General features: G+C 65.6%; 11 protein-coding genes and 2 riboswitches. Of the genes, 9 read left to right on the top strand and 2 right to left on the bottom strand.

What is annotated here, in order from left to right:
* The first annotated feature begins 65 nt into the window (after positions 1–65).
* Positions 66–629: a dCTP deaminase gene (gene dcd / locus ACE039_RS27395; RefSeq protein WP_485820858.1), complete on the top strand. Its 564-nt coding sequence runs from the start codon at positions 66–68 to the stop codon at positions 627–629.
* Between the two features lie 4 nt (positions 630–633).
* Here dcd and ACE039_RS27400 read toward each other — a convergent pair whose 3' ends face one another.
* Positions 634–1,485, bottom strand: a complete 852-nt coding sequence (locus ACE039_RS27400; protein ID WP_485823882.1) for a GNAT family N-acetyltransferase — start codon at positions 1,483–1,485, stop codon at positions 634–636.
* A 169-nt stretch (positions 1,486–1,654) separates the two neighbouring features.
* Between ACE039_RS27400 and ACE039_RS27405 the strand changes: the two genes are divergently transcribed.
* On the top strand, positions 1,655–2,893 hold the full coding sequence (locus ACE039_RS27405) for a GGDEF domain-containing protein (protein WP_448711690.1): 1,239 nt from the start codon (positions 1,655–1,657) through the stop codon (positions 2,891–2,893).
* A 37-nt stretch (positions 2,894–2,930) separates the two neighbouring features.
* Here ACE039_RS27405 and ACE039_RS27410 read toward each other — a convergent pair whose 3' ends face one another.
* On the bottom strand, positions 2,931–3,449 hold the full coding sequence (locus tag ACE039_RS27410) for a GNAT family N-acetyltransferase (RefSeq protein ID WP_485811007.1): 519 nt from the start codon (positions 3,447–3,449) through the stop codon (positions 2,931–2,933).
* Between the two features lie 112 nt (positions 3,450–3,561).
* Between ACE039_RS27410 and ACE039_RS27415 the strand changes: the two genes are divergently transcribed.
* The 7 genes from ACE039_RS27415 (at position 3,562) to gcvH (ending at position 11,433) form a co-directional block, all read left to right on the top strand.
* Entirely contained in the window at positions 3,562–4,014 is a 453-nt protein-coding gene (locus ACE039_RS27415) for a hypothetical protein (RefSeq protein WP_105556976.1), read from the top strand.
* A 240-nt stretch (positions 4,015–4,254) separates the two neighbouring features.
* Entirely contained in the window at positions 4,255–6,516 is a 2,262-nt protein-coding gene (locus tag ACE039_RS27420; RefSeq protein ID WP_105556975.1) for an arginine/lysine/ornithine decarboxylase, read from the top strand.
* A gap of 22 nt (positions 6,517–6,538) precedes the next feature.
* A complete protein-coding gene (locus ACE039_RS27425) occupies positions 6,539–7,741 on the top strand; it encodes a BaiN/RdsA family NAD(P)/FAD-dependent oxidoreductase (RefSeq protein WP_485823883.1) in 1,203 nt (400 codons plus the stop codon).
* Positions 7,742–7,883: 142 nt separating this feature from the next.
* On the top strand, positions 7,884–8,498 hold the full coding sequence (locus tag ACE039_RS27430; protein ID WP_448711686.1) for a superoxide dismutase: 615 nt from the start codon (positions 7,884–7,886) through the stop codon (positions 8,496–8,498).
* 31 nt (positions 8,499–8,529) lie between these two features.
* A complete protein-coding gene (locus ACE039_RS27435; RefSeq protein ID WP_105556972.1) occupies positions 8,530–9,423 on the top strand; it encodes a ZIP family metal transporter in 894 nt (297 codons plus the stop codon).
* An 86-nt stretch (positions 9,424–9,509) separates the two neighbouring features.
* Positions 9,510–9,606, top strand: a riboswitch (glycine riboswitch).
* 35 nt (positions 9,607–9,641) lie between these two features.
* Positions 9,642–9,766: riboswitch (glycine riboswitch) on the top strand.
* 89 nt (positions 9,767–9,855) lie between these two features.
* On the top strand, positions 9,856–10,956 hold the full coding sequence (gene gcvT / locus ACE039_RS27440; protein WP_332007636.1) for a glycine cleavage system aminomethyltransferase GcvT: 1,101 nt from the start codon (positions 9,856–9,858) through the stop codon (positions 10,954–10,956).
* 99 nt (positions 10,957–11,055) lie between these two features.
* On the top strand, positions 11,056–11,433 hold the full coding sequence (gene gcvH / locus ACE039_RS27445) for a glycine cleavage system protein GcvH (RefSeq protein WP_006221737.1): 378 nt from the start codon (positions 11,056–11,058) through the stop codon (positions 11,431–11,433).
* The last annotated feature ends 26 nt before the right edge of the window (positions 11,434–11,459 follow it).

Here is an 11,459-nt window from a genome sequence, read left to right on the forward strand (position 1 = left end):
CCGGCGGGTCGGGCGCGCTCGGGATAAAATGAGGCCCATTCCTTCCCCTTAGCACCATTCCCACCATGAGCATCAAACGCGACCGCTGGATCCGCCGCCAGGCCGAAGCCGGCATGATCGAACCCTTTGAAGCGGGTCAGGTCCGCACGGCCAATGGCGGGCGCATCGTCAGTTACGGCACCAGCAGCTACGGCTACGACGTGCGTTGCGCCGACGAATTCAAGATCTTCACGAACATCAATTCCACCATCGTCGATCCCAAGAATTTCGATGAAGGCTCGTTCGTGGACTTTAAGGGTGATGTCTGCATCATCCCGCCGAACTCGTTCGCCCTGGCCCGCACGGTCGAATACTTCCGCATCCCGCGCAGCGTCTTGACGATCTGCCTGGGCAAGAGCACCTACGCGCGCTGCGGCATCATCGTCAACGTGACGCCGCTGGAACCCGAATGGGAAGGCCACGTGACGCTGGAATTCTCGAACACCACGCCGCTGCCCGCCAAGATCTACGCCGGCGAAGGCTGCGCGCAAATGCTGTTCCTGGAAAGCGACGAAGTGTGCGAGACGTCCTACGCCGACCGCGGCGGCAAGTACCAGGGCCAGCGCGGCGTCACGCTGCCGCGCACCTGACCCGTCAGGCGCCCTGGCCGGGCGCCGGGCGCAGGTAGTCGATATCCCACTCGGTTTCACCGGCCTGGATAAACCCGTGCCGCAGGTAGAAGCGGTTGGAATCGCTGCCGCGCAGCGCGCCCACGGATACCGGCAGCCCCCGGCTGTCGGCATCCTGCAGGATCCGGCGCATGACCTCGCTGCCCAGGCCTTTTCCTTGCGCGGACGGCGCCACGTACAGGTGGTCCAGCCGCAAGCCCGCGCCGTCCGGCCGCAGGGCGTAGAACCCCACCCGTTGTCCGTCGTGCTCGATCGCCCAGGTGTGTTCGGGGTGGAAGGTGTTGCGCAGCCGCGCCCGCGCCCGTTCCGGGTCGAAGCGGCCCAGGCGCGTCAGGCTGTCCCGCATGGCGTCGATTCGCAGGTTCGCCAGGGCGTCGAAGTCCGCTTCCGACACCGGCCGGTACTGCGTTGCGCCGCCTGACAGTTCGTCGTAGCCCTGGCCCAGGAATTGCAGGATGCAGATGCCGTGGCCGTACGGGTCGCTCAGGTGTGCGATGCGGCCCCAAACGTGCGAGGCGGCCGGATCTTCCAGGCGGGCGCCCGCCGCGACCGCCTGTTCCACGGCGCGATCCACGTCTTCCACCACCACGTCCAGATGCACGGGCGTCCAGTGCCGCGCGTAGTCGCGCGTCTGCCGCGCCGCGCTGGCCGCAGGCGTGCCGGCGGCCTTTTCCAGCAGATAGATGGGCGCATCGGCGCCCAGCATTTCCGCCGCGTTCGGGCCCAGCCGCCGATGCAGGGTCAAACCGAAAGCGCGCTGATAGAAGCCGATGGCGTGTTCAAGATCGGGGACGTCGATGTTGATCAGGATACGCATGGGGGTTCCTTCAAGGGGGTAGAAACCATATCACGGGCCCGCTGCGGCATGCGGCCCGGCCGAGCCCGCGGCGCGCGCTAAAGAAATCCGCTGGCTTGGCCGTAAAAAGAATATATGTGTTTGCCGATTTGGCGACGTCATCTCTGCAAGCTGAGCAAGGCCCGACCCCGTGCGTTACCCCCATATTCCCTGGCTGCCCCTGTTGTTTTATCCCGCGCTGCCAGTGGCGGCCGCGATTGGCCTGATGCTGTGGCGCGATTGGCCGCCGGCGCTGACGCTGATCGTGCCATTCGTGCCATGGGTGATGGCGCTGATCGGCGCGGCCATCTGCCTGATGTACCAGCGTTCGCAAACCCTGGCGTTGATGCTGTGCGCGCTGGCCGCCGCCGCCGTCTGGCCGACGCTGACGCGGGAAGCGCCGTGGGCGCTGGGGCCCGCGCTGGCGTGGTGGTCCGTGGCCTATACGATCAACGCGCTGTGGTCGGAGCGGTCAAGCATGCTGTTGGACATGGCCGCGCGCCTTGGGCTGATGGCGGCGGGCGTGGCGGTGATCGCGCTGGTTGGCCAGGACGGTCTGGCCGACGTCTTCGTTACGCCGGCGGTGCAGGGAAAGCTGGCGCGGCTCGGCGTGCCGGTCGAAGCCCTGGTGGCGCTGCTGCTGACGGGGCTGACGCTCACCCTGCTGCTGTTGCGTTACGGGCGTCCCCAGCAAGCCGGGCAATGGCTGGGCTTCGTGTGCATGGCGTGGGCGTTGCCGCGCGGTGCGGAGCATCCGGTCGAACTGGCCCTGATGTCGGCCGCGGCGCTGACGGCGCTGTGCATTTCGCTGGCGCATGAAGGCTTCCACATGGCGTTCCGTGACGAGCTGACCGGCTTGCCGGGCAGGCGCGCGTTGAATGAACGCCTGCAGCGCATGGGCCGCGTCTACACGCTGGCAATGGCGGATGTGGATCACTTCAAGGTCTTCAACGATACGCACGGGCACGATGTAGGCGACCAGGTGCTGCGCATGGTGGCGTCGCAATTGCGTCGCGTCCCCGGCGGCGGCCAGGCGTACCGCTACGGCGGGGAAGAGTTCACGCTGGTGTTTCCCGGCAAGACCGCGGCGGAAAGCATGCCGCACCTGGAGACCGTCAGGCGCGCCATCGAGGCCTATCAAATGCGCCTGCGCGACAGACCGGCCCGCCCCAAGGCGGACCAGGCGGGCCAACGCCGGCGCGGATCGCGGGGAGGGCGCAACGCGCGTCCGTTGCGGGTGACGGTCAGCATCGGCGTGGCCGAGCGCGGCGACGCGCTGCGGGCCCCGGACGCGGTGATCAAGGCGGCGGACCAGGCGCTCTACAAGGCCAAGGACGGCGGCCGCAATCAGGTGTGCGCGTACGGTATCCGGCGCAAGGCCGGGGCCTGAATCAAGGCACTGCGTTCACGGCCCTGCACCCACGGCGCTACCTGCCTGACAACGCCAGCGCCATCAGGGTTTCGTCGTAGAGTTGCCCGTTCACGCATAGCGCTTCGCGTTCCGTGCCGTATTCCACAAAGCCCAGGCTGGCGTAAAGCGCCGCTGCGGCGACGTTGTTGGCGGTCACGCTCAATTGCACCTGCCGGATGCCGCGCATGGTCTGCGCATGCGCGATGGCCGCATGCATCAGCAGCCGCCCCAGGCCGCGCCCGCGTTGGGCGGGGGCGACGTACATGCTCCAGATGTGCGCTTTGTGGCGCATCTTCAATTTGCGCTGGCGGCCCACGCCGACCATGCCCGCAAGCGCGTCGTCGGCAAACACCCCGAACATGGCGCCGTCATCCAGCGGCGTGATCCACCCCCGGATATCTTCCAGTGTCAGCGTGTGTTCCTCTTCGTAACTTGATCCGAACGATTCGGGTGTTTCCACCAAGGCATCCAGGCGCAAACGGCGCAGGGACGGGGCATCCGGGGCGGTCAAGCGTCTGACAAGCGGGGCGGGCATGGGCGTAAGTGTTGGGAATACGGAACGGTCGAGGGGGATTCGGGCAGTATAGGCGGGCCGGTTGCCTATAATGGGTACATTGCCGCTTGCGGTTTTCACAAAGGAGCCAATGATGTTCGGTTTCCTCAAGATAAACCAGGACGCCAAGCGCGACGAAGTGCAGGAAGAGTTCGTCGCTCGTGTGGCGGATGCCGCGCAAGACTTTGTACAAGCCGCCAGCTCCACGGGCGCGGTGTTGGACTATTCCCTGTCCAGCGTCCACGCGCTGGATGACGCGCTCGAGGCCGCCCACGTCGGGACCTTGCCTCTTACCCCCATGCAGACTGTCGGCGCCGCCGCCTACCTCTACGAGATCGGGCGCCGCGCGCACGGTGGCCTCTACGAGGTCTGCGACGACGAAGACCCGGTCGTGCTGGTTTGCGGCGACCCCGGGTTCGAAGTCTGTTTTGGCGCCATTGCCAAGGTCGAACGGCGCATCCGGTACGGTGCCTCCGAGGCGATCCCCGCCTATTTCGAGCTGTTCACGGCGGCCCTGCAGACGGGCGAAGCCCAGACGATCCGCTAGGTTTGCTCCCCCCGCCGCCGTTGCCGCTGTGCTGAAAGCGCCCGCTTTTGGCGCGATGACAACGGCCGTTCAGGCCTTCTGGGGATTTCCCTTAGGACTGTAAGAAAAACAGCCCTACAATTCCGCCATTCCCGCCTCCCCGGCGGGTGCTCGCGCCGTCTGTCATCAGGCGGATTTTTACTAGAAGTACATTCGCGCCGCGATAAGCGTCCGATCCCGTCTTGCCCCAGGAGCGCCTGCATGAAATTCCGCTTCCCCATCTTCATCATCGACGAGGACTACCGTTCCGAGAACGCGTCCGGTTTGGGTATCCGTGCCTTATCTGAAGCGATCGAGGCCGAGGGCGTCGAGGTGATCGGGGTGACCAGTTATGGCGACCTGAGTTCGTTTGCGCAGCAGCAAAGCCGCGCCAGCGCCTTCATCCTGTCGATCGACGATGAAGAGTTCGACGTGGATTCGCCCGAGGACGTGGCCAGCGCGATCAAGAACCTGCGCATGTTCATCGGCGAACTGCGCTTCCGCAACGCCGACATCCCCATCTATCTGTATGGCGAGACGCGCACGTCGGAACACATCCCGAACGACATCCTGCGCGAGCTGCACGGCTTCATCCACATGTTCGAGGACACCCCCGAATTCGTGGCGCGCCACATCATCCGCGAAGCGCGCAGCTACGTGGATTCGCTGCCGCCGCCGTTCTTCCGCGAACTGGTCAAGTACGCGCAAGACGGTTCGTATTCCTGGCACTGTCCCGGGCACTCCGGCGGCGTGGCGTTCCTGAAGAGCCCCGTGGGACGCATGTTCCACCAGTTTTTCGGCGAGAACATGCTGCGCGCCGACGTCTGCAACGCCGTGGACGAACTGGGTCAGTTGCTGGACCACACCGGCCCCATCGCCGAGTCCGAACTGAACGCCGCGCGCATTTTCCATGCGGACCATTGCTTCTTCGTCACCAACGGCACGTCCACGTCCAACAAGGTCGTCTGGCACGCCAACGTCGCTGCAGGCGACGTGGTGGTGGTGGACCGCAATTGCCACAAGTCGATCCTGCACGCCATCACGATGACGGGCGCGATCCCGGTGTTCCTGCGCCCCACGCGCAACCACCTGGGCATCATCGGCCCGATCCCGCTGGAAGAATTCCACCCGGACAACATCCGCAAGAAGATCGAAGCCAACCCCTTCGCGCGCGAAGCGGTGAACAAGAATCCGCGCATCCTGACCTTGACGCAAAGCACCTACGACGGCGTCATCTACAACGTGGAAATGATCAAGGAGCAGCTCGGCAGCTATGTCGACACGCTGCACTTCGATGAAGCGTGGCTGCCGCACGCCTCGTTCCACGAGTTCTATCAAGACATGCACGCCATCGGCCAGGACCGCCCGCGCAGCCACGACGCGATGGTCTTCGCCACGCACTCGACGCACAAGCTGCTGGCCGGCATCTCGCAGGCCTCGCAGATCATCGTGCAGGAATCCGAGACCCGCAAGCTGGACCGCAACGTCTTCAACGAGGCGTACCTGATGCACACGTCGACCTCGCCGCAGTACGCGATCATCGCGTCGTGCGACGTGGCCGCCGCCATGATGGAACCGCCGGGAGGCACCGCGCTGGTCGAGGAAAGCATCCGCGAAGCACTGGACTTCCGCCGTGCCATGCGCAAGGTGGAGTCCGAGTTCGGCAAGAACGACTGGTGGTTCAAGGTCTGGGGCCCGAACCGCCTGGTATCCGAAGGCATCGGCAACCGCGACGAATGGATCCTGGAAGCCAACGACCACTGGCACGGCTTCGGTGAAATGGCCGAAGGCTTCAACATGCTGGACCCGATCAAGGCCACGGTCATCACCCCGGGGCTGGACATGTCGGGCAGCTTTGGCGAAACCGGCATCCCCGCCGCGCTGGTGTCCAAGTACCTGACCGAGCACGGCGTCGTGGTCGAAAAGACCGGCCTGTACTCGTTCTTCATCCTGTTCACCATCGGCATCACCAAGGGCCGCTGGAACACGCTGTTGACCGCCTTGCAGCAGTTCAAGGACGACTACGACCGCAATCAGCCGCTGTGGCGCATCCTGCCGGACTTCTGCAAGGTCCATCGCCGCTACGAGCGCATGGGCCTGCGCGATCTCTGCCAGGAGATCCACGAGGCCTACCGCGCGCGCGACGTCGCCCGCCTGACCACCGAGATGTACCTGAGCGACATGGTGCCGGCGCTGAAGCCGTCGGACGCCTTTGCCCGCATGGCGCACCGCGAGGTCGAGCGCGTCGACATCGACAAGCTGGAAGGCCGCGTGACTGGCGTGCTGCTGACGCCGTATCCCCCGGGCATCCCGCTGCTGATCCCGGGCGAACGCTTCAACCGCACCATCGTGCAGTATCTGCAGTTCGCACGCGAGTTCAACGAGCGCTTCCCCGGTTTCGAAACCTACATCCATGGCCTGGCCGACGAAGTGGGTCCGAATGGCGAAAAGCGCTACTACGTCGATTGCCTGATCGAAGAGTAAGACCTGCGGGTCTGGAGTCCTGATGTTTGATGTAGCCGTACTCGGCGCCGGCGCCGCTGGCATGATGTGTGCAGCGGTGGCCGGCCAGCGCGGCTTGCGCGTGGTGCTGGTCGACCATGCCGACCGCCTGGCGGAGAAAATCCGCATTTCGGGCGGCGGACGCTGCAATTTCACGAACATCGGCGCCGGACCCGCCAATTTCCTGTCCGACAATCCGCATTTCTGCCGCTCGGCGTTGTCGGCCTATACCCCGCAGGATTTCCTGGCGCTGATGAAGCGCCACCATATCGCCTGGCACGAAAAGCACCGCGGCCAGCTCTTCTGCAACGATTCCAGCGAGTCCATCATCGACATGCTGCGCGCCGAGTGCGACGCGGGCAATGTGCAATGGCGGATGGGCTGCCCGGTGTCCGACATCGGGCACGGTGACGCGGGCTTCGAACTGCGCACCGGCCAAGGCGTGATCCGCGCGGCCAAGCTGGTCGTGGCGACCGGCGGCATGGCGATTCCCCAACTGGGCGCCACGGATTTCGGCCTGAAGATCGCGCGGCAGTTCGGCCTGAAAGTGGTCGAGCCCCGGCCCGCGCTGGTGCCATTGACCTTCGACCCCGCGCAATGGCAGCCGTTGTCCGAGCTGTCGGGCGTGGCGCTGGAAGTCGGCCTGCAGACGGGGCAGGGCAAGGCGCGCGGCGAATTCCTGGAAGACCTGCTGTTCACCCATCGCGGGCTGTCCGGGCCGGCGATCCTGCAGATTTCCAGCTATTGGAAACCCGGCGAACCCATCGTCATCGACCTGGCGCCGGGCCGCGACCTGGCCGAAGAACTGCTGGCGTCCAAGTCGGGCAACCGGCAGCAACTGCACACGGTGCTGGCGGGCCTGTGGCCCAAGCGGCTGGCTGATCGCTGGTTGCATCTGGCCGAGCAGGGCGGCAAGCCGGGCCTGGCCGCGCTGCGCCTGGCCGACGCGCCAGACAAGACGCTGCGCGCGCTGGCGCAGGACATCCATCAATGGTCGCTGGTGCCCAGCGGCACCGCCGGCTACAAAAAGGCCGAAGTCATGCGCGGCGGCGTGGACACGCGCGGACTGGACCAAAAGTCGATGCAGGCAAAAACCACGCCGGGCCTGTATTTCATCGGCGAAGCGGTCGACGTCACCGGCTGGCTGGGCGGCTACAACTTCCAGTGGGCCTGGGCATCGGGCGTGGCTTGCGGCAAAGCGCTGTAGGACTGACGCCCGGCGCATAGCCGGGCGCTATGGCACGAATTGCGACAATACCATTGTGATATCAAATAAAAATACATATCATTTATGTTTTCGATATTGACTTGCGCCTTCCCTCTGGAGGGCGGGTCCACCGGAGACATGCATGGCCTACACCCTTCCGACCCTGCCGTACGCCTATGACGCCCTGGAACCTCACATCGACGCGATGACGATGGAGATCCACTACAGCAAGCATCATCAAACGTATGTCACCAGCTTGAACGCGGCGCTGGACGGGGCCGGGATCAGCACCGACGAGCCCGTCGAAGCGCTGGTGGCGCGCCTGGACCAACTGCCCGAATCCATCCGCGGCGCGGTGCGCAACCACGGCGGTGGCCACGCCAACCACAGCCTGTTCTGGTCGGTCATGTCGCCCGAAGGCGGCGGCGAGCCCGACGGCGCGCTGGCGGCGGCCATCGAATCCGAACTGGGCGGCCTGGCCGCCTTTCGCGAAGCGTTCACCAAGGCCGCGCTGACCCGCTTCGGCAGCGGCTGGGCCTGGTTGTCCGTGACGCCAGCCGGTAAGCTGGTGGTCGAAAGCAGCGCCAACCAGGACAGCCCGTTGATGCAGGGCAACACCCCCATCCTGGGCCTGGATGTGTGGGAGCATGCCTACTACCTGAAGTACCAGAACCGCCGCCCGGAATACATCGGCGCCTTTTACAATGTCGTGAACTGGCCCGAAGTGGCTCGCCGCTATGCGGCCGCGAAGGGCTAACGCCATCTCTCTCAAGGAGGGTAGCGGCCCTATGAACACTTTCAGCCGTCATCGCGTGCGGCCCGCGGCCACCAGCATCAGCGTGTGGACGCTTGCCGTCCTGGTGTCCTGCCTGGCGCTGCATCAGCTCTGGGCGTACCTGGACGTGCGGGCGCCGCATGTGGCGGATGCCCTGCTGGGCGGCTTGGTGGCCGCGGCCGCCACGGCGCTGGGCACCTTGCCCATTCTGTTCGCCCGCACCATCCCGCAAAAAGTGCAGGACAGCATGTTCGGCTTTGGCGCCGGGGTGATGCTGGCGGCCAGCGCATTCTCGCTGGTGGCGCCGGGCATCGAGGCGGCCGAGTCCCAGGGCATGGGGCCGTGGGGCGCCGGCCTGACGGTGGGCGCCGCCATCCTGCTGGGGGCGGCGGTCCTGCTCGTCATGGACCGGACCTTGCCGCACGAGCACTTCATCAAAGGCCGCGAAGGCATCGAGGCCCATCGCCTGCGCCGTACCTGGCTGTTCGTGTTCGCCATCACGCTGCACAACCTGCCCGAAGGCCTGGCCATCGGCGTGGGCTATGCGGGCAGCGACCCCGTGCGCGGCACGGCGCTGGCCACCGGCATCGCCATCCAGGACATCCCGGAAGGGCTGGTGGTGGCCGTGGCGCTACTGGCCGCCGGCTACAAACGCGCCTTCGCCGTGGCGCTGGGCATGTTGTCGGGGCTGGTCGAACCGCTCGGCGCGGTGATCGGCGCCGCCATCGTCGGGTTCTCCGCGGCAATGCTGCCCTGGGGCCTGGGTTTCGCCGCCGGCGCCATGCTGTTCGTCATCAGCCACGAGATCATCCCCGAATCGCACCGCAAAGGGCACGAGGTCTATGCCACCTGCGGATTGATGATCGGGTTCGTGTTGATGATGTTGCTGGACACGGCGTTGGGGTAGGCCTGACGGGCCTCTCGGGGCGTCCGGCCCCGAGAAGTCCCGCTTTTCCAGCCTCCAGATTCGTTGTATGCTTGGCGCCGCTGTCACGCATGTTTGCGGGAGAGAGCGGCCTATCAATACGGGCCGCCGCCGAAGGCGCAATTCGCCCAGAATCGCTCAGGTAACCGATATCGCACATGCTTGCCCTGTCCCGGCCTTCTTGCCGTGTGGACGGAGCAAAACAGTACTCTGGAGAGACCTGGCGCCGCCCCTGAACTAGGGACATAGCGCGTAGCCCAGGCGCCGAAGGTGCAAACCCGCCACGCGCGGGGCAACTCTCAGGCAAAAGGACAGAGGGGCGGAAGATTCAGCCGTAGCCGCGCGGGCGTCGTCCGCCTGTCGCGACCGGCATTCCGTAACCCTGGCAACACTGCCGTCCCGGAGTTTCCGCGCATGTCCGCAACCCTCAAACGCACCCCGCTGGCCGAAGAACATATCGCCTCCGGCGCCCGAATGGTCGATTTCGGCGGATGGGACATGCCTTTGGCCTACGGCTCGCAGCTGGAAGAGCACCACGCGGTGCGCCAGGACGCCGGCATGTTCGACGTATCCCACATGCTGAACGCCGACGTCGTCGGCCCGGACGCCTTTGCCTTCCTGCAGCGGCTGGTCGCCAATGACGTGGCCAAGCTGACCGTGCCGGGCAAGGCGCTGTACACCTGCATGCTGAACCCGCAAGGCGGCGTCATCGACGACCTGATCGTCTACTTCTTCGCCGCGGACGAATGGCGCGTGGTGGTCAACGCGGGCACGGCCGACAAAGACATGGCCTGGATGCAGCGCGTGAAGCAGGCCGGCAATTTCGATGTCACCATCACCCCGCGCCGCGACCTGGCCATGGTGGCCGTGCAGGGCCCCAACGCCCGCGCCAAGGTCTGGGCCGCCCGCCCGGCATGGCAAGCCGCCACGGAACCGCTGACCCCGTTCGTCGCCGCCATCGTGGGCGACGACACGCTTGTCGCCCGCACCGGCTATACCGGCGAAGACGGCTTTGAAATCGTGTTGCCCGCAGCCGATGTCGTGCAACTGTGGCGCGATCTGGCTGCCCAGGGCGTGCGTCCGGCGGGCCTGGGCGCGCGCGACACGCTGCGCCTGGAAGCCGGCATGAACCTGTACGGCCAGGACATGGACGAGCTGACCCACCCCAACCAGGCCGGCCTGACCTGGACGGTGTCCCTGAAGGATGCCGAGCGCCACTTCATTGGCCGCGATGCACTCGAGCAGTTCGCCACGCCCGCCACCTTCATCGGCCTGAAGCTGCAAGAGCGCGGCGTGATGCGCGCCCACATGGCCGTGCGCACGCCGGCCGGCACGGGCGAGCTCACCAGCGGCACGATGTCGCCCACGCTGGGCGTGTCGATCGGTTTTGCCCGCCTGCCGCAAGGCGTGCGTCCGGGCGATACGGTCGAGGTCGATATCCGCGGTAAATGGGTGCCCGCCCAGGTCTGCAAACTGCCGTTTGTCCGTAACGGCAAAGCCGTCGAACACTCGTAAACTCGAAGCTTCGCGCGTGCACTGGCCCGGTCTGGGCAAGCGTCGCCCGCGCGAGGCGCGCAACACCATTCATCTACCCGCATTCCCTCAGGAGTTCCCATGAGTCTGCCCACCGATCGCAAGTACACCCAGTCCCACGAATGGGTCAAAGCTGAAGGCGACGTGTTCGTCGTCGGCATTACCGACACCGCCCAGGATCAATTGGGCGATCTGGTCTTCGTTGGCGACGTGAAGGTCGGCGCCAAGCTGAACGCAGGCGAAACCGCTGGCGTGGTCGAATCGGTCAAGGCCGCCTCGGACATCTATGCGCCCGTGGCCGGCGAAATCGTCGCTTTCAACGATGAGCTGGAAAACAACCCCAGCCTGATCAATGAATCGGCCTTCACCGCCTGGATCTTCAAGATCAAGCCGGTTAACGCCGCCGATGCCGACAAGCTGCTGGACGCTGCCGGCTACGAAGCCGTCGCCAACGGCTAAAGCGGTCCGAGGCGGGGGGGGGGGGG

This window comes from Achromobacter maghribensis (assembly GCF_057334215.1).

What these genes read in the sequence shown, in the direction of transcription:
- dcd (WP_485820858.1), top strand. Translation starts at nt 66, where the DNA reads ATGAGCATCAAACGCGACCGCTGGATCCGCCGCCAGGCCGAAGCCGGC.
- ACE039_RS27400 (WP_485823882.1), bottom strand. Translation starts at nt 1,485, where the DNA reads ATGCGTATCCTGATCAACATCGACGTCCCCGATCTTGAACACGCCATC.
- ACE039_RS27410 (WP_485811007.1), bottom strand. Translation starts at nt 3,449, where the DNA reads ATGCCCGCCCCGCTTGTCAGACGCTTGACCGCCCCGGATGCCCCGTCC.
- ACE039_RS27415 (WP_105556976.1), top strand. Translation starts at nt 3,562, where the DNA reads ATGTTCGGTTTCCTCAAGATAAACCAGGACGCCAAGCGCGACGAAGTG.
- ACE039_RS27420 (WP_105556975.1), top strand. Translation starts at nt 4,255, where the DNA reads ATGAAATTCCGCTTCCCCATCTTCATCATCGACGAGGACTACCGTTCC.
- ACE039_RS27425 (WP_485823883.1), top strand. Translation starts at nt 6,539, where the DNA reads ATGTTTGATGTAGCCGTACTCGGCGCCGGCGCCGCTGGCATGATGTGT.
- ACE039_RS27430 (WP_448711686.1), top strand. Translation starts at nt 7,884, where the DNA reads ATGGCCTACACCCTTCCGACCCTGCCGTACGCCTATGACGCCCTGGAA.
- ACE039_RS27435 (WP_105556972.1), top strand. Translation starts at nt 8,530, where the DNA reads ATGAACACTTTCAGCCGTCATCGCGTGCGGCCCGCGGCCACCAGCATC.
- gcvT (WP_332007636.1), top strand. Translation starts at nt 9,856, where the DNA reads ATGTCCGCAACCCTCAAACGCACCCCGCTGGCCGAAGAACATATCGCC.
- gcvH (WP_006221737.1), top strand. Translation starts at nt 11,056, where the DNA reads ATGAGTCTGCCCACCGATCGCAAGTACACCCAGTCCCACGAATGGGTC.